The sequence below is a fragment of the Streptomyces sp. NPDC042346 genome (assembly GCF_055581845.1).
On record NZ_JBVJEH010000011.1, the window covers coordinates 83,122 to 104,555 of the forward strand.

Here is a 21,434-nt window from a genome sequence, read left to right on the forward strand (position 1 = left end):
AGGCACCGTGGTCAAGGGCTATTGGGTCAGCGCCTACCGCACCATTGCGGACCCCGAGAAGCTGGCTGCCTACAACAAGCTGGCCGGTCCAGCCGTCGAGGCCGCGGGCGGGCGGCTGCTCTCCCGCGGCAGCCGGGTCGTCGCACACGACGCCGGAATCGCCGAGCGCACCGTCCTGATCGAGTTCGACAGCTTCGAACAGGCGGTCGCCGCACATGCGAGTGCGGCCTACCAGGAGGCGCTGGCCGCACTTGCTGACGGCGTCGAGCGCGACTTCCGCATCATCGAAGGCCTCGACTGACGCGCGTGGCTGCGTCGGCGACGGACACGAAGCCGACTGCGGGGATCGCCCCGGCTCGTCAGCGCGCCGCACCGTCGCGAAGAGCGTCAGGCCAGTGGCATCGGCGGTGATGTCCAGTCCGGCGACGGTTCCAGGCAGCGCGGCGGCACGGCGGCACGGACGTCGTCCTCGATGTCGGCGGGGGTGCGTTCGACGAGGTTCCAGCGGCCGATGTGGGTCAGAGCCGGGCGGACTCGATGAGTACGGTCTGGTGGGCCACGGCTTGCCGGAAGAAGTCGGCCAGCGCGGTAGGGCCGACGGTCTGATCCGCCGTGATCGCCTGATTCAGCGGTCCCGGCGGCGCGCACGGGTAAGTCCGACGGTTCGGTCGTCTCGACGTCGATGGCCGTCATCGCGGATCCCCTCGCTGCTCAGCTCCCCTGGTACGGGGCCTAAAGCGTGTTGTAGAAGGCCGTGAAGCGGGCATTTTCCCTGTATGCGTGGGGTGTTGAGGGCTGAGCCGTTGTGGGTGGAGACGTTCACCGGGCTGCGGAGGCGGCAGTTCGAGCGACTCTTGAAGGTCGTCCGTGAACGGGGCGGGAACGGTCCCGGTGGTGGCCGTCCATGGTGTCTGCCGCTGGCGGAGCGGGTGCTGCTGGTGGCTGTGTACTACCGCACGAACCTCACGATGCGACAGCTCGCGCCGCTGTTCGGCGTCTCGCCCGCGACGGTGTGCCGGGTGATCCAGCGGCTGCGTCCGCTGCTGGCGATCGAGCCGGCCACCCGGCCGGCCGACGCGGTGGAGCGGTTGTGGATCGTGGACGGCACGCTGATCCCGGTCCGCGACCGGAAGGCCGGTGCGTCCTCGCGTAACTACCGGTTCTCGGCAAACGTGCAGGTCATCATTGATGCCGACACCAAGCTGGTGGTCGCGGCTGCCCGTCCGGTGCCCGGCAACACCGCGGACGCGAGGGCATGGCGGGACTCCGGCCTGGCTGAGGCGTGCGAAGGCGTGACCGTGCTGGCTGACGGCGCGTACATCAACACCGGGCTCGTCGTCCCGCACCGCAAACGCCCCGGCCGGGCCCTGCTGCCCGGCGAAGAGGAGGACAACGCCGAACACCGCAAAGTCCGGGCCCGCGTCGAGCACGCCTTCGCCCGCATGAAGCACTACAAGATCCTGCGCGACTGCCGCCAGCGCGGCAACGGCCTCCATCATGCGGTCCAGGCCGTCGCCCACATGCACAACCTCGCCCTCGCCTCATGAACCGACCGGCCACGACCCCGGCTCTGACCTGCCCAGACAACACCTTCTGCAACACGCTTTAAGGGCCGTCCCGTAAGGATCCCGCTTGCCTATCCGGTGAGCGCGAGGTTGGGCATCCGGGCGATGCCGAGCATGGCGTGGTGGACGCCGTCGCCTTTGAGGCGGCAGTCGCGGAGGCTCTTCCATGTCTTCATGCGGGCGAAGACGTGCTCGACGCGGGCCCGGACCTGCTTGTGGGAGCGGTTGTGCTCTTCCTTCCAGGCCGGGAGTTCGCGCTGGCCGCTCTGTCGGCGGTGCGAAATAACGAGTCCGGTGCCCGGGTAGCCGCCGTCGGCGATCGTGAGGGTCCTACCGACGGCGGCCTTGGCGCCGGACTCCGCCCATGCCTTGCAGTCGTTGCGGTTCCCGGCGAGCGGCCGGCCGACCACGACGACCAGCCGGGTGTCGGCGCCGATGACGACCCGGTGGTTGGTGGAGTACCGGTAGTTCTTCGACCGCTCGGCGACGGTGTGGTCGCGGGTGGGGACCAGGGTGCCGTCCACGATGAGTACGGGGTCCTTGGCGAACCGCTTGCGGGGCTGGAGTGCGAGCAGGGGGCCGAGGTGGTTGATGACCCGACCGGCCGTGGACTTCGAGTTGCCCAGCAGCGGAGCCAGCTGCCGCAACGTCAGATTGGTGCGCCAGTAGGCCGTGACCAGCAACACCCGGTCCTCCAGCGGCAAACTCCATGGCCAGGCTCGGTGGACCACATCTGCTCCATCGCGCCGCGGCGTGGTCAGCAGTTTGCCGAAGCAGCGCGGACTCAGCCCCGCGAACGAGGTTATCCAGGAAGGCTCCGATGCCGTGATCACACTCGCCACACTCGTGATCATCACTCAGGCCGGCCCAATGCCGAGGCAATCCCACAGTTACGCTGATCGGGGCAGTCCACTGCGCAAGACCGGGGGAAACCGTGAACCGACCACTGCTGTTCCTCGACGTGGACGGGCCGCTCAACCCTTACGCGGCCAAGCCGGAGAGACGTCCCGACGGCTACACCACACTCAGAGTTCCCCGGAACGACGCCCATCAGGACAACAGAGGCCTCTCGTCCCGACGACCCCTGCGAGTCTGGCTCAACCCAGAGCATGGACGAATCCTGCTCCAGCTCGGTTTCGAGTTGTGCTGGGCCACCACATGGATGGACGACGCCAACCGGTGGATCGCCCCGGTCCTCGGCCTTCCGGAACTTCCCTTCGTGGACTTCGGCGATGTCCTGCTCCAAGAACGCCCTGATGGAGTCCACTGGAAGACCGGGCCCCTGGTGGACTACGCAGGCGGCCGTCCCTTCGCCTGGGTGGACGACGAGCAGAGCGAGCTGGATCAGACCTACGTGACCGCCCACCACCAAGGTCCTGGGCTCCTGCACCACGTCAACCCGCGGATCGGCCTACGGGAGAACGACTTCCACACGCTCGCCGACTTCGCCCGGTCCCTGGACACCTCACGAACCACCGGCTAAGCACCTCGCCAGCTCTTCAGGCTGCTCCGCACTCGGAGCCAAGATCTTTGCGGGACAGCCCTTAAAGACGTGGGCGACTTCGTGTTGGCCGTCGGTGAGTGCGATGCCGTGGAGACGCGAGCCGATGCTTTCCAGGGTCGCAGGGCTCGTCGGGCGGAGCGGGCGGGATTCGACGGCGTCGTCCGACAGGGCGTAGTCCTCGCTGGTGCAGAAGAACCCGCGTTCACCGAGGACGATGAACAGGTCGGTTTCGCAGCCCGGGCAGGAGACTTCGTATTCCTCGTTCCCGAGCCCCCAAGCCAGGTGCTCGCTCCATCCCGCGACGCCCTCGAAGCCGAGCATGGATTCCAGGAGGTCGACGTACTCGGTGTGATCGGTCGCGGTCCGGAGATGGCGGTTCGCTGATGCCAGCAGGGCCGCGATTTCTGCCGAGTGCCGTGCGCGAACTTCCTCCACTCCATGCGGCTGCTCGGCGCCCGCCATGATGGCGCCGGCCAGGCCCAGGGCGTTCACGGCTTGTCCCCGGTCTTCGTTCTCGGCCATGCCGGCCAGCCAGGGCAGCGCGGCGAAGCTGGCCGAGTAGACGCTGCCCTGATGACAGAGTGCGGACCACAGGTCACTCCAGAGCTCTGGCGTGGGCTCGGAAGCGATGTGTGCCAGCAGGGCGGGTATGTCTTCGGCGGAGCCGTAGGCATGGCTGAGTTGTGGCCAATCTGTCATGCCAGGAATCTCATCACGCCTGTGGCTGCCGGAAACGACGGGATGGCCGCCGTCTCAAGCGCATTGCACAGACGGCGACGGATGGGCGCGCGTCTCATGCCTGAGCAGGGCTGAAGAGAACGACGGTGTCCGACCACGATCGTGTCGCGCCGCGAGGCCGCACGGGCGACGCTGGAAGCAGGTGCGTCACGGCTGAGCTCCTTACTCACCGGCAGCAAGGAGTGGCGTACTGTGACCGTTTCGGTTGTCGCCTCAAGCAACTCGTGGCCGGCTCGGTGGACGCGGGCGACATCGGCAGGGGAAAGGTCGTGGGTGCGGTGCTCGGAGTCGCAGGCACGGACGATGTGGAGCCGCCGGCTGCGTACGTCGGCCTCGGCAGCAGCCCGCAAGACCGGCGTCCAGGACTGCCCTCACCCTGCCATCGAATCGCGGCGGCCGACCGAGGCCACAGGAGCCAGGACTATGCCGTGGCGGTCTTGGAACCCCTGCCGGCGTTGACGGGCACCTCGCGTCTCACAGCCCTGGGCATCGCATGGCATTTCCTGTGACGACGCACGTTCACCGCTGCGCAGCTGAGAGGACCGGTGCATGCCCGTGGGACGCGACATTGACTACACGGCGTTGTTCGCGGCCACGCCCAGTCCCTATCTGGTGCTGGGTCCGGACCTGGTGATCGTCGACGTCAACGAGGCCTACCTCCGCGCCACCGGCCGGAGCATGCAGGACCTGGTCGGTCAGCACCTGTTCGACGCGTTCCCGGACAACCCGGCGGACGCGAACGCGGACGGAGTGCGGAACCTGAACGCCTCGCTGCAGCGGGTCCTGCGGTCGAAGCAACCGGACACGATGGCGGTACAGAAGTACGACATCCCCGTCGTGGCCCGGCCCGGGACGTTCGAGGAGCGATGGTGGTCACCGATCAACACCCCCGTACTGGGCCCGGACGGGCAGGTGGCGTGGATCATCCACCGGGTGGAGGACGTGACCGACTTCGTCCGCTCCCGCCCGCCCGGACCGGCAGGGGGTCCACTGGCCAGACGGCAGGTGATGGAGGCCGAGCTGTACGCACGGGCACGGGAGCTGCAGCGGCTGAACGAGGAACTGCGGCAGGCACACGCCCGCGAACGCCAGGTCGCAGTGACTCTCCAGGAGGCCATGCTGCACTCGCCTGACCTGGAGCACCACCGGAATGTCGCGGTGCGCTATCTGCCCGCTGTCGGGTCGCTGAACGTGTGCGGCGACTGGTTCGACGTCGTCGATCTGCCCGACGGCTGCTTCGGCGTCGCGGTCGGCGATGTCGTCGGCCACGGCCTGGAGGCCGCCGCCGTCATGGGCATGCTGCGCAGTGCCCTGAGCGCCGCCGTCCGCGCCGTGCACGAACCGGCCAAGTCGCTCGAAGTCCTCGGCCTGTACTCACGATCAGTCGAAGGCGCGCTGGCCACCACCGCCTTCCAAGCCGTGATCGACACTCGTCGCCGACACATCGCGTACAGCAGCGCCGGACATCCCCCGCCCGTTCTGCTGCACCCCGACGGCACCTACGACCTGCTCGTCCGAGCGACCGACCCGCCGCTCGGCGCACGCCCCGAACACGTCACCCGCCCGCAGGCCGGCCTCCCCTACAGCCCCGGTGACACCCTCGTGCTCTACACCGACGGACTCATCGAACGCCGCGACGAGGACATCGACGCCGGACTGCACCGACTCGTCGACGCCCTCACCGACCACGCCCGCACCGGCCCGGACATCCTCGCCGACGCACTACTCGCCCGCCTCGGCGTGGCCGGCGGCGCCCGCGACGACATCGCCCTGGTCGTCGTCCGCCTCTGACCACGCGCACAGGCAGCCGGCTCAGAGGCAGCCGGCTCACAGCGATCCAGACTCAGCGTCAGAGGACCTCTGCCGCCTGTGCCTGTGCCTGTGCTGGTTCTGAGGCAGGGCTGAGGACGAGTTCGGCGGTGAGGGGCGGGGCTTTCGGTCCCGCCCCCCATGGCCGTCTACCGCTGCGAGAGCGCCGGCGTGCGCTCGGAGCCCGCCGAGCGCCGCGCGCGCAGCGAGGACTCAGGCTTTGGCCGTCAGGTCGAGCTCGGGCGATCCGGCCGGCAGGGCCCGGACCGCGGCCTCGGGGGTGGTGAGGCCGGGGAGGATCTGTTGCCACCAGCTGGTCAGGCGGTCGTGCAGGTCGCGGCGGTCGCAGGTGACGTGGGAGAGCATCTGGATGCCGGTGAAGGAGCCCACGACGCTTGCCGCCACGTCCTCGGGGGCCAGCTCCTCCCGGAGTTCGCCTGCGCCCTGGGCGCGCGCCAGGTCGCGGGTGAAGGCTCGTAGCCACCAGTCGTACACGTCCGAGTCATGCGGCTGGAACGTTCCCTGTTCGACTGTGAGCCGTATGCTCGCGCGGAAGAGGGTGTCGGTGCGCAGCCGGTGGGCCAGCTCGTGGGTGAGGTCGATCACCTGCTGCATCGGTGACGAGGAGAGGCTGTGCGACTCGAGCGCCACCTCCAGCTGAGAGGCCATCACACCCTGTGCGATCTCCTCCTTCGACTTGAAGTGGAAGTACATCGCCCCCTTTTTGACGCCGCTGCGCGCCTGGATCTCGTTGATGCTGGCGGCCGCGTAGCCGCGCTCGTCGAAGACTTCGGCTGCCCCCATCAGCAGTCTCCGTCGTGTGGCAATCGCCCGCTCCTGTTGCGCCATGCGAGTGTGTATTCCTTGTTTCCGGGGCGTGTCCGCCGAATGAGAACAGTGACCGATCGCTTCAAAACAAAACGTACGTTGGGTATTGTATGCGGTGCCCGGCGGCGTCGTGCCGCTCCTGGGGAAGCAGCGCAGACAGGAACCGCGACATGTCGATCGACCTTCCGCTTCCACCCACTCTCCCGGACACGCTCCTGCCCGTGGACGAGAACTTAAGCCCCTTCGTCTACGAGCGGTCGGCGTCCCGCGAACTGGTCCACCGGACGGCCATAGGCGAAGTACTGCTGACCGACGACTGGTTACGCATGGGCCCCCACCGCTTCAAGGTGGGAGCGCAGTGGCCGCGTGGGCACGGCTTCTACGAACCGGTCGGTGGCCACTGGCACGACCCCCTGCTGGCCGCCGAGAGCATTCGGCAGGCCTCCTCTCTTGTCAGTCATGTCTTCTACGACCTGCCCCGCGATCATCCGTCCCTGATGACGGAGCTGAGCATCGACCTCGAGCCGGACGCGCTCCTCCTCGACGACCAGCCCGCCAACGTCGAGCTGGCCATCACCTGCACGGATGTGACGTTGCAACGCAATCGCCTCGCGGGGATGACGATGGACGTCGGCCTCACCCGGGGCGCGGTGCGCCTGGGGCGGGGCCGGATGACACTCAACTGCATGTCGGGCTCCGTCTACCGGCGACTACGCGGCGCGCACGCCGAGGTGCCCGCGACCCTGCCCGAGCAGGCCGTTCCCGTGCCCGCGCACGAGGTGGGCAGGGCGCGCGGAAGCGACGTGGTACTCGGGCGGCCGGCGGACGGCGAGGAGGGGTGGCCACTGCGCGTCAACTGGACGCACCCCACGCTCTTCGACCACCCGACCGACCACGTCCCGGGGATGCTCCTGCTGGAGGCGGCGCGCCAGGCGGCTCAGCACGTGCTGGGACCCGGCGCCGTGCTGGTGACCGGCATGGCCAATCGCTTCCACCGGTACGTGGAGTTCGACACCCCCTGCTTCGTCCGGGCCCGGTCGGCCCCGTCCCCGTCCGGTGACGGGGCGTACGAGGTTCGGGTGATCGCCGAGCAGAACGGCACGGCAGTCTACGAGTGCGTCCTGACGGCCCGCACCGAGCCGGCGCCGTCGGGCGGTCGGAGATGAACCGTCCCCGCATCCTCGTGACCGGCGCGTCCGGATTCATCGGCGGCGCGGTCCTTCCGCTCCTGCGCTCCGCGGGGGCCCACGTGCGCGTGCTGGCCCACCGGCGTTCGGTGACGCCGGGTTCGTACGTCGAGATCGTGGACGGCAACCTCACGGACCCCGCGAGCCTGCGCGGCATCTGCCGCGACGTGGACGTGGTCCTGCATCTGGCCTCGTACATCGGCCAGGAAGAAGAACGGTGCGTCGCGGTGAACGTCGAGGGCACGCGCCACCTGGTGGAAGAGGCCGAGCGCGCGGGCGTGGCCAAGTTCGTGCAGTTGAGTACCGCGGCCGTGTACGGGAACGGGCCGTTCCGCGCCCTGCGCGAGGGCGACGTGGAGCCGAGCCCCGTCTCGCCGACCAGCCGCAGCCGACTGCACGGTGAGCAGTTCGTCCTCCGGGCGGGTGGGGCGGTCCTGCGCCCCTACCTCGTCTACGGCATCGGTGACCGGTGGGTGATGCCGGCCCTGCTGCGCATGGTCCGCGCCCTGAGCTCGGGGCTGCCCGAGCGCGGTACCGCGATGCTCTCCCTCACCGAGGTCGGCAGCCTCGCCGCGTCCCTCGCCCACATGGCGGTGAGGACGCCGCCGCGGCGGGCGGCCGGAGTCTTCCACGCCTGCCCGTCCCGGCCGGTCAGCCTGCGCGAACTGGTCGTGGCGGCGCACCGGCAACTCGGTTTCCCTCTCGTGGCCGGCGAGCAGTCGTTCGAGCGTGCCCGCGAGGAGCTGGTGAGCGCCGGGTGCGACGGGCATCTCCTGGATCTGTTCGGTGTCGACCACTGGTTCGACGCGAGCAGGCTCGAAACCGTGGGGGGCCATGCGCCCGAGACCGGCCTCTCGGCCGGCCTGGCGGCCCACGCCGCCTGGTACCGGGAGCAGTTGCTCTGAGCTAGGGCCCGGCTCACCCTCCGCGGGGGAAACCGCCCGGGGGGTGACGCAGAACACAAGGGTCACCCTTCCTTCCAAAACAAACCAAACGTTAGGCTTGCTTCAGAAACAAACCAAACGTTTGGCTTTGAAGACTGACTGTCCTGCTTCCTCTAGGAGAGCTCCATGCCTTCACCGATCGTGATCTTGAGCGACGTCCTTCCCGACGACGCCATCGCCGCACTGAAGGCCACTTGCGATGTCCGCCATGTCGACGGCCGTGACCGCCCGGCTCTGTTCGCCGCGCTGTCCGATGCGGACGCCCTGATCGTGCGCAGTGGCACCCGGGTCGACGCCGAGGCGCTCGATCGGGCGCCTCGGCTGCGTATCGTCGGGCGCGCCGGCGTCGGCCTGGACAACGTGGACACCACCGCTGCCGCCGAGCGCGGCATCATCGTGGTCAACGCTCCCGACTCCAACACCGTGAGCGTCGCCGAACTCACGGTGGGCCTCATCCTCGCCTCCGCCCGCCACATCACCGCCGCGGCGCGCTCCCTCGCGGCCGGCGAGTGGCGCCGGGCCGACTTCACGGGCCTCGAACTGGCGGGCCGCACCGTGGGCATCGTCGGCTACGGCCGTGTCGGCCGGCAGGTCGCGCGCCGACTGGCCGCCTTCGACATGCGGATCCTGGTGCACGACCCGTACGCCGACACCGCCGGCGACGACGTCCACCTCGCCGGACTCGACGAACTCCTCGCAACGAGCGACGTCGTCACCCTGCACCTGCCGAAGAACCCCGGCACCGCGGGGCTCATCGGGGCCAGGGAACTGTCTCTGATGCGGCCCACCGCGTACCTGGTCAACACGGCACGGGGCGGCATCGTCGACGAGACCGCGCTCGTCGAGGCGCTCCGCGAAGGCCACCTGGCCGGAGCGGCGTTGGACGTCTATGCCGCCGAACCCCCGGGTCCGTCACCGCTGTTGGCCCTGCCGAACGTGCTCGCGATCCCGCACCTCGGTGCCAGTACGCCCGACGCCCAGCTCCGAGCCGGCCTGGACGTCGTCCGCAAGGTCCTCGCGGAACTGGCTCCGCTGTCGACCCCGGCGCCCACCGCCGCCTGAGCACCCGTCACCCGCACCCGCATGCCGGAGACTCCCTTGTCTGCTCCCTCGTTAGCCGAGACCGTGCGCTCCCTGATGCCCAGAGCCCGCGACGACCTCGCGGAACTGGTCGCCCTGCGCACCGTCGTCGGCGTCTCGCCCCCGGACCAATTCGACCGCGCGGCCGACCGGATCGCCGCTCTGCTCACGGACGCCGGCTTCCCCGAGGCCCGCCTGCTCTCCACCGACGAGGGCCCCAAGACGGTGTACGCCCGCCGCCCCGGCCCACCCGGCGCACCGACCGTGGTGCTCTACGCGCACTACGACGTCGTCTCCGCGCAGGACGAAACCTCCTGGCGTACGCCCCCGTTCGAGCTCACCGAACACGACGGACGCTGGTACGGCCGCGGCAGCGCCGACTGCAAGGGCAACGTCGTCACGCACCTCACGGCGCTGCGCGCCCTCCAGGAGGCCCAGCCGCACGAGCCCTACCCGGACGTCGACCTGGTCGTCCTCGTCGACGGCTGCGAGGAGCCCGGCGACGGCAGCATCGAGAAGGTGCTGCGTGCCCACCCGGACCTGATCGCGCCGGACGTCGTCATCGTCGCCGACACCGGGAACGTCGCACCCGGCGTCCCCACCCTCACCACCTCCCTGCGGGGCATGGCAGTCGCGGAGATCGAGCTCTCCACACTCTCCACGACACTGCACTCGGGCCAGTTCGGGGGGCCCGTGCCCGACGCGCTGACCGCCCTCGTCCACCTCCTGGCCACGCTGCACGACAGCCAGGGAACACCCCGTGTGCCCAGCCCGGGCACCGCCACCGCCACCAGCACCAGCACCGGCACCGGCACCGGCGAGAGCGCCCCGCCCCGCCGCTCCGACGACTACTCCGAGGCCGACCTGCGTGCCGACGCCGGTGTCCTGGACGGTGTCGCGCTCCTCGGCACGGGCAGCATCGCCGAGCGGCTGTGGAGCCGGCCCGCCGTCACCGTGCTGGCCATCCAGTCACCGCCCCTCGACGACGCCGTGCCCGCGTTGCTGCCCTCGGCGAAGGCGCTGGTCAGCGTCCGCACCCCGCCCGGCTCGGACATTCACCGGGTCCACGAGGAGCTCGCCGACCACCTGCGCGATCACGCTCCTTGGGGTGCGCACCTGGCGATCCGGCGCGTCACCAGCGGCCCGTCCTTTCTCGCCGACTCCGCGGGGCAGGCCTACGCCGTGATGCGCGATGCCCTGCACGACGCCTTCGGCGTGCCGCCCCGTGACGTGGGAGCCGGCGGCTCCATCGCCGTCTGCTCCGCCTTCCGGACGCTCTATCCGGACGCCGAGATCATCTTGTGCGGTGTCGAAGACCCGCCGTCGCACATCCACGGCACCGACGAGAGTGTGAGCCCGCGCGAGATCGCCTCTCTGGCCCATGCCGAAGCCCTCTTTCTGCGCCGCCTGCCCACCTTGCGGACGGACCCGCACGGCTCGGGCCACCACGCTCCCTGCATCCCGTCGACCGGCCCGCAGGAGGACCGATGATCTACCAGCACGCCTGCGACATCGTCACCGACGAGGTCTTCCTCGAACTGGACGGCGTCCTGCCGGACCGGCACCTCTTCCTGAAGCTGGAAGGGATGAATCCGGCCGGTTCGGTGAAGCTCAAGTCCGCGCTGGGCATGGTGGAGGACGCCGAACGCAAGGGCGTGCTCTGGCCCGGCGGCCGGATCGTGGAATCCTCTTCCGGCAGCCTCGGCATCGCCCTGGCCGTGATCGCCGCCTCCCGGGGATACCACTTCACCTGCGTGACCGACCCGAACGTCTCCCCGCAGAGCCTGGCGCTCATCCGCGCCCTGGGAGCCGAGATCCTCCAGGTCACACAGCGGGACCACAACGGCGGCTACCTGGGCACCCGCATCGCCCGCATCCGTGAGATGACCGAGTCCGACCCGGGCCTGGTGTGGCTCAACCAGTACGCCAACCCCGCCAACGCGGAAGCGCACGCGAGACGGACCGCCACCTCGATCCTCAAGAACATCGGGCACGTCGATGTCCTGCTGGTCGGCGCCGGAACCACCGGCACCCTCATGGGCTGCACGCGTCACTTCCGCGCGTTCTCCCCCTGGACGAAGATCGTCGCCGTGGACACGGCCGGATCGGTCACCTTCGGCGGCCTGCCCGGCCCGCGCCACATCCCCGGCCTCGGCACCAGCCGCCGTCCCGAACTGTGCCGGCCCGACCAGGTCGACGAGGTCGTCCTCGTCGACGAGCGCGATGCCGTACGCATGTGCCGACGCCTGGCCCGCGAACACGGACTGCCGCTCGGGGGCTCCACCGGATCCGTACTCGCCGCCCTGGAGTCGATCGCCGACCGGATCCCCGCCGGCTCGCGCGTCGTGGCGCTCTCCCCGGACATGGGAGACCGCTACGTGAAGACGATCTACGACGACATGTGGGTGGCCGACACCTTCGGTACGGGCGTCCTCGACGAATCCGGCAGACGTCCCGTCGCCGCGTGAGCGGACACCCGAGCCCCTGCCCCGACCCCGGACCCGGCCCACGCCGGCGTCCCCGCTCAGACCACCAACGAGACAAGGGATCACCCCGCATGTTCGACTTCCACGTCGTGGGCGGCACCGCCCTGCGCACCCTCATCGACGCCTCCCGTCCCGACATCGTCGAGACGGTCCGCTCCGCCTACCTCACCCACGGCGACGGTCAATCGGTCAACCCGAACAGCTACTTCCTGCGCTTCCCGGAGAAGCCCGACGCCCGCATCATCGCGCTGCCCGCCCACCTCGGCGGCGACTACGGCGTCTCCGGGATCAAGTGGATCGCCAGCTACCCGCGCAACATCGAGCGCAACATTCCCCGTGCCTCGGCCACGCTGCTGCTCAACGACTACGAGACGGGTTACCCCTTCGCCTGCCTGGAGGCGTCCCAGATCAGCTCCGCCCGCACCGCCGCGTCCGCCGTCCTGGGTGCCCAGGAACTCACCGGCGGCCGCACCGCGGACCGGATATGCCTGGTGGGGGCCGGCGTCATCGCGCGCAACATCGCCGAGTTCTTCGCCGCGCAGTCCTGGTCCGTGAACCGCTTCGTCGTCTTCGACCAGAACCCTTCGTACGCCGCCTCGCTCACCCGGCGCATCGGCGAACTGGGCTACGGGGCCGAGCAGGCGGACTCCTTCGAACAAGCCACGGCCGACGCCGACATCGTCGTCTTCGCCACCACCGCGCCCGAGCCCTGGGTGACCCGGACCGACGCCTTCGCCGCCGGACAGACCGTCCTCAACATCTCGCTGCGGGACCTCGGCGCTGACGTCATCGCCGGCGCGCAGAACATCCTCGACGACGTCGACCACTGCCTGACGGCCAACACCTCCCCGCACCTGGCCGAACAGCAGCTCGGGCACCGCGACTTCATCGACGGCACCCTCGCGGACGTGCTGCGCGGCAAGGTCGCCCTCGCGGACGACCGGCCGCGGATCTTCTCGCCCTTCGGGCTCGGCGTCCTCGACCTCGCCGTGGGACAGCGCCTCTTCCAGCAGGCCGTCGACAAGGGCCTCGCGGTCCCTGTGCCGGGCTTCTTCGGCGAGACACAGCGATGGAGCTGACGCCGGCACGCGCCCACTCCCCCGCCTCACGAAAGGCCGCCATGCCGGACACCACCACCACTCTTGCCGACCCCAAGACCCCCGCACCCGTACGGGGAGCGGAACTGGCCGCTCTCGCCGCCGGCCATGCCCAGCGCTTCCCCTGGTACCGCGAACTCCTGCTGCGCCGAGGCGCCCTGGGCTCCGGAGACCTGTCCGACCTCCCTCTTGTCGGCACCGGTCTGCTCGGCGCGCACTACTACACCGCCGAGTACCCGCAGCTGCCGGACGCCTCCGCGTACCACACCTCGGGAACCTCCGGCGGACAGCGCAAGCGCATCCTCTACTCGGCCGCCGACGACGACGCCTACATCGCCCAACGCCGCATACTGTTCGGCGAGTTCACCGCTTCGGTGCCGCGTGGCGCGGTGGCCGTCGCGGACCTCGGCACCGGCCATGCCGCCGCCTCGGCACGACGCGTCTTCCTGGAACTCGGCTACGAGGCGTACGACATCGACTTCACCAGCCCCGTGGACGAGCACGTCGCGAAGCTCAACGCGTGGCGCCCGGACGTCTTCTTCACCATGCCGATGATCCTCGACCGGCTGCTCCAGGCCCGGCCCGCCCTGGACATCCAGCCCCGGAAGATCATGGTCGTGGGCGACGTCGCGCCCCCCGCATGGCGCGCCCACGTGGCCGAGCGGTTCGGCTTACGCCCCGAGGACGTCCTGGACGTGTTCGGCTCCATCGAGATCGGGGCCATCGGCTACTCGTGCGCCGAGACCGGCCTGTACCACTTCCACGACCACATCGTCCCCGAAGTCCTGGCTCCCGAGGAGCTGAGCCGACACACCGAGAACGACCGGGTCCCGTCACGGCAGGAAGGCAGTGGGGCGCTCCTGCTCACGTCCTTCACCCGCGGCTACTTCCCCGCCGTGCGCTACGTGACCGGCGACGCCGTCACCGGTCTGCGCCGCATCCGCCACGCCGGCCGCGAGGTGTTCGCGTTCGAACGCATCGACGGGCGGCTCGCCGGCGACTTCAAGCACGGCGAGCGGATCAGCAACCACGACCTGGCGCAGATCATCGCCGAGGTCTTCCCCGGCCACCCGTTCGAGGCGGGTGACGACGACGGCCTGGTCATCAGGGTCGTCGCCGACACGGTGGACGACGACCAGGTCGCCCGGGTGCGCGCGGCCGTGGACCGGCGGGCTCCCGACGTCGCGCAGATGATCGCGTCCGGCCTGGTCGGACCGGTGCGTGTACAGGCCGTCGCGCCGGACGGGCTCCGGTCCGGCCAGGCCAAGCGCCGTCTCGACCTGAAGGAGGGCTGACCGATGTGCGGAATAGCCGGAACGGTGTCCCTGGGACACGCTCCCGTCCACGCCTCCTATCCCCTCGCCGCCTGCGCCGCCATGGCGCATCGCGGCCCGGACGAGACGGGGTCCTTCACCACGCCCGACGCGGCCCTGGCGATGTGCAGGCTGAAGGTCATCGGCCTGCACGACGGCTCCCAGCCGGTCTTCAGCGACGACGGCACGGTCGCGTGCGTCCTCAACGGTGAGATCTACAACCACCAGGAGCTGCGCGCCTTCCTCGCCTCCCGGGGGCGCCCGGTCCACGGCGGCAGCGACGCGCAGGTCCTGCCGCACCTGTACCAGGAGCTGGGCGAGCAGTTCGTCGAGCGGCTGCACGGCATGTTCGCCGTCGCCGTGTACGACACCCGCAACGACCGACTCGTCCTGGCCACCGACCGGGTCGGCAAGAAGCCGCTGTTCTACGCGAAGCCGGGCGCCGACTCGGTGGCGTTCGCGTCGGAGCTGCCCGCGCTGATGCTGCATCCCGGCATCAGCCGGGACACCGACCCCCTCGCCATCGACCAGTACCTCGGTTACCGGGTCGTCCCCGCGCCGCACACGATCTACCAGCAGGTCCGCAAGCTGGAGCCGGCGACGATCCTGGTCCTGGAGCGGGGCCGGCCCGAACGCCGGAGCAGGTACTGGAAGTTCGACTTCACCGCCGAGCTCACCGACCTGCCGCAGGCCGATATCGACGACCGTATCGACGAGCTGCTCCAGCAGGCCGTGCATGACCGACTGGAGTCGGAGGTGCCGCTCGGCGCGATGCTCAGCGGCGGGCTCGACTCCAGCCTGGTGGTCGCCATGGCCTCCAGACAACTGGACAGGCCCTTGCACACGTTCTCCGTCGGGTTCGAGCACGCCGCCTTCGACGAGTCGGTGTACGCCCGCGCCGTGTCCGAGTACTGCGGCACCCGGCACCACGTCTACCGGATCGGGCCGCAGGACGCGAAGGATGCCGTCGACACCATCCTCAGCCACATGGGAGAGCCGTACGCCTTCCCCTCCGCGATCGCGGCCTCGTGCATGTACAAGCTGGCCAGGCAGCACGTGACCGTCGTGCTGACCGGCGACGGATCCGACGAGATCTTCTGCGGTTACGGCCGCTACCGACGTCTGCGCGACCTCTCGGGCGACGGCGACCTCGCCGACCGCTACGAGCGCATCCTGCTCGACGGCGTCCCCCACGAGCTCAAGAACCGGCTGTACACGGCCGACTTCGCCGCGCGGCTGCCGCGCCAGCCGCACAACTACCTGCGGGCCCGCTTCGACCGCACCGATCCCTCGGTTCCCGACCTGGACCGCGCCATGCAGGTCGACAGCGGATTCTGGCTGTCCGACGCCCAGTTGGTGAAGATCGACCGGATGTCGATGGCGCACTCCGTCGAACCCCGCAGCCCGCTGCTCGACCACCGGCTGATCGACTTCGTGACGCGCATCCCCGCGGACCGCAAGCTCGTCGGCGACCAGGAAAAGGCCCCCCTCAAGCGGGTGGCCGCCCGCTACCTGCCCCGGCAGATCCTGGACCGCCGCAAGCAGGAGCTGGCCGTGCCCCTGGAAAGCTGGCTCGGCACGGAGCTGCGGTCCACCATCAGCGACACCCTGACGTCCGAAGCCGCCCTGGAACGCGGCTACTTCCGCCCGGACGCCCTGCGCTCCACGGTCGCCGAGTTCCGCCCCGAGCACAGCTACGCGCTGTGGACGCTCTACATGCTCGAGCGCTGGCACCAGCTGCAGGAGGACAGCACGGCCCGCGAGACGGCTGCCGTCGTCCACGCCTGACACCCGTGCCTGACGCCCGCGCCCGCGCCCCTGAACGGACCACCCGCCCGCCCGTATCCGTACACAAGCGAAGGAACCACTGTGTCGTCTGCCACCTCGCTCCTGGGTACCCCTCCCATGCCGGCCGAAGGCATCCGGCTCAAGCCCGCGTTCGACGCCGACCGCCTGCTGCGTGAACTCACCTCGGTGCGTGAGCACACCTGGGACCAGCAGCGCGTCTACACCGAGGACGGCGTCGGCGCCTCGACCGACGTCGACTGGCGCTGCCTCGCCCTGCGCAGCCCCGGCGGCGACGGCGACCGCACCGACCCCGGTGGCCCCGGCCCGCAGGACTTCGCGGACACCGTCTGGCTCGACCGCATCCCGTACGTCCGCGACATCCTGGACTCCATCCCGGCCCCGCTGCACGCGGTCCGGTTCATGGCCCTCGGCCCGGACACCGTCGGCATCGACCACACCGACCCCAAGTACGGGCCGCGCTGGGGCGTGGGACGGTTGCACGTTCCGGTCGTGACCAACCCCGGCGCCGTGCTCGTCCTCGACGGTGTCGAACACCGCTGGCAGCCGGGCGAGTTCTGGTTCGGCGACTTCAGCCGCACCCACCGCGTGCAGAACTCCGGCAGCGACCCCCGGGTGCACCTGGTCATCGACGTCCTGGTCACCCCGGGCCTGGCGGCCCTGTTCCCGGAGACCTGGCAGGAGTACTTCCGCGACGGCGAGATCCTCTTCAACCGGCAGGAATCCCCGCAGACCGTCGACGAACGCCGCCGGCTCGGCACCACGCGCTTCTCCCTGCCCGCCACGTTCCACCTGTGGGAGGACGACACCGCGCTCTCGGCCGACCTGCCCCAGGAGACGGCGACGCTGACCGCGGACGGCGACCGGATGGTGCTGCGACTGCCCGGCGACCGGGTCTTCGCTCTGGTGCACCTCGGCGAGAACGAGTACCGCTTCGCCGGCTGGAGCGAGGAGCGCACGCTCCAGATCTTCCCCGACGGCCCGGACCCCAGGGTCGTCCTGCGTACCCGTGAGGGCGGTCACGTGCACGAGCTGCCCCTGCCCGCCGAACGCCTCTCCGCCTGATCCACCACCGTGCGGGGCGTGACACGCTCGCGCCCCGCACCCGACTGAGGGAAGCCATGACAGCCGTCGTCGTCATCACCGACCTGGTCGTGCTGGCCAAGCATCTACGTCTCCTGAGCGCGGCCGAACAGCGCGGTGTGACACCCCTGTTCGTCTTCGGACCCGAGACGCCCGCCAAGGAACTCGCCCGGCACCGCGGCGACCCGGCACACCCGCTCTCCCACCTCCCGGACGAGAACCTCCGCCACGTGACGGACACGTCGCTCGACACGCTGCTGCGCGCGGTCACGCCGTGGCTGCGCGAGCGCTCGGTGCGTGCCGTGCTGAACGTCGGCGAGGTGTTCGTGGAGGCTGCCGGAGCCCTCGCCCAGGCCCTCGATCTGCCCGGTCCCGGCACGCACGCGGCACGGGTCTGCCGCAACAAGGTGCTCCAGCGCCTGGCGGCCCCCGCCCTGGCGCCGCGCTGGACCCTGCTGGACGCGACCCGCAGCACCGCGGCGGACGACTGGGACGCGTTTCCCGCCGTACTCAAACCGGCCTCGCGCATGTCGAGTTCGGGCGTCCGGGCGGTTGCCGGAGCGGCCGACGTGCCCCCGCTCCTGCCCGACTACGGCGCGGACGAACTGCTGTTGCTGGAAGAGCGGATCGACGGCCGTGAGTTCTCCGTCGAGTCGCTGGTGCGCGGCGGACGCGTGCTGTGGGCGGGCATCACGGCGAAGGACACCAATGAATCCGGCACCTCGTTCTTCACCGAGACCGGCCACACCTCGCCCGCGCCCCACCTCACCCCGGAGCAGGAGCGGCTGCTGCTCGGGGCCAACGCGGAGTTCCTCCGGTCGGTCCTGTTCGGCACCGGCATGAGCCACACCGAGTTCCGGCTGACCGCCGACGACCGGGTGGTCCTGATGGAGGCCGCCGCGCGTCCGCCGGGCGACGCCATCACGCGCCTGTGGCGGCTGGCCACCGGTATGGACCTGGACGCCGCCCTGCTGGACCTCGCGCTCGGCATCGAACCGGCCACCGCGCCGCCGCGCCGCCGGGCCCGGCAGGTCTACCTCGACCACCCCCGAGGCCTCCTCGCGGACGTGACCGCGGGCGAGGTCCCCGTGCACTGGGTCAGCGAGCAGGGGCGGTGGCCGGATCTGCCGCCGGTCCCGCAGGAGGCACCGCCCCGCGGCCACGCGGTCCTGGTGAGCCGGCACCACGGCGATGTGCTCGGCGACCTGTCCGACTCACAGGGCCGGTCGGTCTCCGTCGTCCTGGACGCCCCGCTCGACGAGGACCTCGACGCCGCCGCGCTCCGGACGACCCGGTCCGTGACGATCCACACCGTGCAGGCTTCACCCGTCACGGTGCACGAGGAGGCCGTACGGTGACGGGCCACGCCGGCCACACTGGCCACACCAGCCACACCGGCACCGCCGACCGCACAGCCACCGCCGACACCGTGCGTACGGTGCGCGACGCCGCGAACGCGCAGGCCGTGGCCCGGCTCGTCGAAGCCCGCCCCGTCCTGGAGACCGTCGCCCCCGCCGGCGACGTCGTCCCCGGCATGACCGCGCGGACGATCCTGGTCTCCGGGCCACCCATGCCGTGGCGGAGCTACGAGGGCGGGCAGCGCCGGGCCGTCATCGGCGCCGCGCTCTACGAAGGCCTCGCCCGGGACGAGACCGAAGCCGACGCGCTGCTCGCCGACGGCACCCTCACGGTGCGGGCCTCCCACGACCACGCCACCGTCGGATCGCTCACCGGCGTGTGCACCGCCTCGATGCCCGTGGTCGTCGTCCGCGACGAGTCCACCGGCAGACGCGCGTTCTGCCGGATGAACGAAGGGGCCGACCGCGCCTCGCTCACCTTCGGCGTCTGGGACGACGGGGTCGGCACCCGCCTGCGGCACGTCTGCGAGGTCGTGTCACCGGCCCTCGCCGAGACGCTGGACCACATGGGAGGGCTGCCGCTCACCCCGCTCGTCCGCCGGGCCCTGTCCATGGGCGACGATCTGCACAGCCGCCACAAGGCCGCCGGCGCGCTCTTCCGGGCCGCGGTGCTGGATGCCGTACTCGACCTGTCGGCGCGCCGGGTCGAGGAGCGCCATCGGGCTCTGGCCGCCTACCTGCGCTCGGCCGAGTACCTGTTCCTGCACGTCGTGATGGCAGCCGCCAAGGCCGCCGCCGACGGTGCTTCCGGCATCGCCGGCAGCACGCTCGTCACCGCGATGAACCTCAACGAGAAGCAGTTCGGACTGCGGGTCTCCGGACTCGGGCAACGCTGGTTCACCGCTCCTCTGCCGCCCGAGTCCACGCTCCGGGGCCGGCTCTACGACGGCTGGACCACCGACGACCTGGCGTACGTCGGCGGCGAGAGTCTGATCACGGAGACGATCGGCCTCGGCGGCATGGCCGCCGCGGCCGCCATGCCCTTGCAGGACCACTCCGCCGGCACACCGGCCGAGATGATCCGCCTCACCGAGCGCATGTACGACATCACGCTGACGGAGCATCCCGAGTACCGGATCCCCGCCCTGGCCTACCGCGGTGTGCCGTGCGGCATCGACGTGCTGCGCGTCGCCGAGACCGGCGTCGTCCCCGCGATCCATCTCGGCGCGACGCTCCGCTCCGGAGGTCACGCCGGGGCCGTCCTCTTCCGTCCCCCCATCGAACCCTTCCAGCAAGCCGCACGGCTGCTGTCCGTACCGACGGCGTCCTCGACGCCCGGCACCTCATCCACCCCCGCACGACCCGGGAGAACTCCGTGACACCCTCGCCCCCGTCCCGCCCGGACACGGCGACGCCGCCCGCCGCCGTCCCGGAGGGTACCGACCGCCCGGCCGCAGCCCCCGCCGGTTCCGGTTCGCTCCGCAGCTGGCTCGCCGTCGTCGCCGTCGGCATGGGCGTCTTCGCCTTCACCACCACCGAGATGGTCCCCATCGGACTGCTCCCCGCCATGAGCCGCGACCTGGGCGTCTCCGAAGGCACCGTCGGCCTGTCGGTGACCCTGTACGGCGCGATCGCGGGCCTGTTCGCGCCCGTGCTGACGGTGGCGACCCGCAGGATCGACCGCCGGCTGCTGCTTCTTGTGGTCCTCGGCATCTTCGTCGCGGGCAACGTCTTCACCGCGCTGTCGTCCTCGTACGCGGTCCTCATGGTCTCGCGGCTGCTGACGGGCTTCGCCCACGGTGTGATGTGGTCGATCGCCGCGAGCATCGCGATCCGCCTGGTGCCCTCGGGGCAGGCGGTGCGGGCCACGGCGGTCGTCTTCAGCGGCATCTCCATCGCGTCCGTCGTCGGCGTGCCGTTCGGCGCCTTCATCGGCCAGTCCGACTGGCGTACCGCGTTCTGGGCGATCTCGGGGATCGGCGTCCTGATCCTGGCCGCCGTGGCCTTGCTCCTGCCCTCCCTGGAACCACGCAGCGTGGCGCGCCTGTCCGAACTCCCCAAGCTGTTGCGGGACGGCAATCTCCGCATCGCCACGCTCGTCACGGCGGCGATGGTGATCGGCCACTTCGCCGCGTACACCTACGTCGCGCCCTTCCTCGAACAGGACGCGGGCATCCCGTCCGCATGGGTCAGCGGCCTGCTGCTGCTGTACGGGGTGGCCGGCGTCATCGGGAACTTCGCGGGCGGCGCTGCGGCGGCGCGTGCGCTGCGCACCACCACGCTCGCCTGCATCCTGCTGCTCGCCACCGCTGTCGTGCTCCTCGTGGTCAACGGCCGGTGGCATCCCGGAACGATCGTCCTGCTGCTGGTCTGGGGCATCGCCTACACGGCGCTGCCGGTCTGCCTGCAGACCCTCGTCTTCGCCAGTGCACCGCAGGCCCCCGAGGCCGCGACGTCGCTGTACATCGCCGCCTTCAACGTCTCCATCGCCCTGGGTGCGATGGCGGGTGGCTGGGTCGTGGACGCGTCCGGTCCGTCCGCGGTGATGTTCCTCGGAGCCGGATTCAGCATGTTCGCCGCCCTGCTCATGACCCGTTACCGCGTCGCGCGCTCCGAGTAGCGCGCCCCTTTCCGGA

At 70.4% G+C, this 21,434-nt stretch carries 20 protein-coding genes; 16 read left to right on the plus strand and 4 right to left on the minus strand.

The window, feature by feature from the left end:
- The first annotated feature begins 7 nt into the window (after positions 1–7).
- Positions 8–301, plus strand: coding sequence for a DUF1330 domain-containing protein (locus tag ACZ6K0_RS34060; RefSeq protein ID WP_327700538.1), 294 nt, complete (start codon positions 8–10; stop codon positions 299–301).
- Between the two features lie 86 nt (positions 302–387).
- Here ACZ6K0_RS34060 and ACZ6K0_RS34065 read toward each other — a convergent pair whose 3' ends face one another.
- The gene (locus tag ACZ6K0_RS34065) at positions 388–693 is read right to left on the minus strand and encodes a hypothetical protein (RefSeq protein WP_376412426.1); all 306 of its coding nucleotides are present in this window, start codon (positions 691–693) and stop codon (positions 388–390) included.
- A gap of 83 nt (positions 694–776) precedes the next feature.
- Between ACZ6K0_RS34065 and ACZ6K0_RS34070 the strand changes: the two genes are divergently transcribed.
- Positions 777–1,547, plus strand: coding sequence for a transposase family protein (locus tag ACZ6K0_RS34070; protein ID WP_376412423.1), 771 nt, complete (start codon positions 777–779; stop codon positions 1,545–1,547).
- 89 nt (positions 1,548–1,636) lie between these two features.
- Here ACZ6K0_RS34070 and ACZ6K0_RS34075 read toward each other — a convergent pair whose 3' ends face one another.
- Positions 1,637–2,407, minus strand: coding sequence for a transposase (locus ACZ6K0_RS34075; protein ID WP_376412420.1), 771 nt, complete (start codon positions 2,405–2,407; stop codon positions 1,637–1,639).
- A gap of 92 nt (positions 2,408–2,499) precedes the next feature.
- Between ACZ6K0_RS34075 and ACZ6K0_RS34080 the strand changes: the two genes are divergently transcribed.
- Positions 2,500–3,048 carry a hypothetical protein gene (locus ACZ6K0_RS34080; protein ID WP_376412418.1) on the plus strand — a complete coding sequence of 183 codons (549 nt, stop codon included), beginning with the start codon at positions 2,500–2,502 and terminating at the stop codon, positions 3,046–3,048.
- Here ACZ6K0_RS34080 and ACZ6K0_RS34085 read toward each other — a convergent pair.
- Complete coding sequence (locus tag ACZ6K0_RS34085) at positions 3,031–3,768, minus strand: hypothetical protein (protein WP_469230586.1); 738 nt, start codon at positions 3,766–3,768, stop codon at positions 3,031–3,033. The two genes, ACZ6K0_RS34080 and ACZ6K0_RS34085, sit on opposite strands and share 18 nt — an antisense overlap.
- A gap of 588 nt (positions 3,769–4,356) precedes the next feature.
- Here ACZ6K0_RS34085 and ACZ6K0_RS34090 point away from each other — a divergent pair.
- The gene (locus ACZ6K0_RS34090; protein ID WP_469230584.1) at positions 4,357–5,598 is read left to right on the plus strand and encodes a PP2C family protein-serine/threonine phosphatase; all 1,242 of its coding nucleotides are present in this window, start codon (positions 4,357–4,359) and stop codon (positions 5,596–5,598) included.
- Positions 5,599–5,829: 231 nt separating this feature from the next.
- On the opposite strand, the gene ACZ6K0_RS34095 is transcribed toward ACZ6K0_RS34090, so the two are convergent.
- Entirely contained in the window at positions 5,830–6,465 is a 636-nt protein-coding gene (locus ACZ6K0_RS34095) for a ScbR family autoregulator-binding transcription factor (protein WP_376412409.1), read from the minus strand.
- Between the two features lie 149 nt (positions 6,466–6,614).
- Here ACZ6K0_RS34095 and ACZ6K0_RS34100 point away from each other — a divergent pair, with 149 nt between their 5' ends.
- From ACZ6K0_RS34100 to ACZ6K0_RS34155, 12 genes are all read left to right on the plus strand, one after another.
- Complete coding sequence (locus ACZ6K0_RS34100) at positions 6,615–7,610, plus strand: ScbA/BarX family gamma-butyrolactone biosynthesis protein (protein ID WP_469230582.1); 996 nt, start codon at positions 6,615–6,617, stop codon at positions 7,608–7,610.
- Positions 7,607–8,536, plus strand: a complete 930-nt coding sequence (locus tag ACZ6K0_RS34105; protein ID WP_469230580.1) for an NAD-dependent epimerase/dehydratase family protein — start codon at positions 7,607–7,609, stop codon at positions 8,534–8,536. Before ACZ6K0_RS34100 ends, ACZ6K0_RS34105 begins: the two co-directional genes overlap by 4 nt.
- Positions 8,537–8,701: 165 nt before the next feature.
- Positions 8,702–9,637, plus strand: a complete 936-nt coding sequence (locus tag ACZ6K0_RS34110; RefSeq protein ID WP_469230578.1) for a hydroxyacid dehydrogenase — start codon at positions 8,702–8,704, stop codon at positions 9,635–9,637.
- A gap of 21 nt (positions 9,638–9,658) precedes the next feature.
- Entirely contained in the window at positions 9,659–11,146 is a 1,488-nt protein-coding gene (locus tag ACZ6K0_RS34115) for a M20/M25/M40 family metallo-hydrolase (RefSeq protein ID WP_469230576.1), read from the plus strand.
- Positions 11,143–12,123 carry a 2,3-diaminopropionate biosynthesis protein SbnA gene (gene sbnA, locus ACZ6K0_RS34120; RefSeq protein ID WP_376412394.1) on the plus strand — a complete coding sequence of 327 codons (981 nt, stop codon included), beginning with the start codon at positions 11,143–11,145 and terminating at the stop codon, positions 12,121–12,123. Before ACZ6K0_RS34115 ends, sbnA begins: the two co-directional genes overlap by 4 nt.
- An 89-nt stretch (positions 12,124–12,212) precedes the next feature.
- Positions 12,213–13,220 carry a 2,3-diaminopropionate biosynthesis protein SbnB gene (sbnB, locus tag ACZ6K0_RS34125; protein ID WP_376412391.1) on the plus strand — a complete coding sequence of 336 codons (1,008 nt, stop codon included), beginning with the start codon at positions 12,213–12,215 and terminating at the stop codon, positions 13,218–13,220.
- A gap of 41 nt (positions 13,221–13,261) precedes the next feature.
- Positions 13,262–14,533: a phenylacetate--CoA ligase family protein gene (locus ACZ6K0_RS34130; RefSeq protein ID WP_376412388.1), complete on the plus strand. Its 1,272-nt coding sequence runs from the start codon at positions 13,262–13,264 to the stop codon at positions 14,531–14,533.
- A gap of 3 nt (positions 14,534–14,536) precedes the next feature.
- Positions 14,537–16,339, plus strand: a complete 1,803-nt coding sequence (gene asnB / locus ACZ6K0_RS34135; RefSeq protein WP_376412385.1) for an asparagine synthase (glutamine-hydrolyzing) — start codon at positions 14,537–14,539, stop codon at positions 16,337–16,339.
- Between the two features lie 81 nt (positions 16,340–16,420).
- Positions 16,421–17,422, plus strand: a complete 1,002-nt coding sequence (locus ACZ6K0_RS34140) for an aspartyl/asparaginyl beta-hydroxylase domain-containing protein (RefSeq protein WP_469230573.1) — start codon at positions 16,421–16,423, stop codon at positions 17,420–17,422.
- A gap of 56 nt (positions 17,423–17,478) precedes the next feature.
- The gene (locus ACZ6K0_RS34145; protein WP_376412378.1) at positions 17,479–18,798 is read left to right on the plus strand and encodes an ATP-grasp domain-containing protein; all 1,320 of its coding nucleotides are present in this window, start codon (positions 17,479–17,481) and stop codon (positions 18,796–18,798) included.
- The gene (locus ACZ6K0_RS34150; protein WP_469230572.1) at positions 18,795–20,177 is read left to right on the plus strand and encodes an oxamate carbamoyltransferase subunit AllG family protein; all 1,383 of its coding nucleotides are present in this window, start codon (positions 18,795–18,797) and stop codon (positions 20,175–20,177) included. Before ACZ6K0_RS34145 ends, ACZ6K0_RS34150 begins: the two co-directional genes overlap by 4 nt.
- A complete protein-coding gene (locus ACZ6K0_RS34155; protein ID WP_469230571.1) occupies positions 20,174–21,418 on the plus strand; it encodes an MFS transporter in 1,245 nt (414 codons plus the stop codon). Before ACZ6K0_RS34150 ends, ACZ6K0_RS34155 begins: the two co-directional genes overlap by 4 nt.
- Positions 21,419–21,434 lie beyond the last annotated feature (16 nt).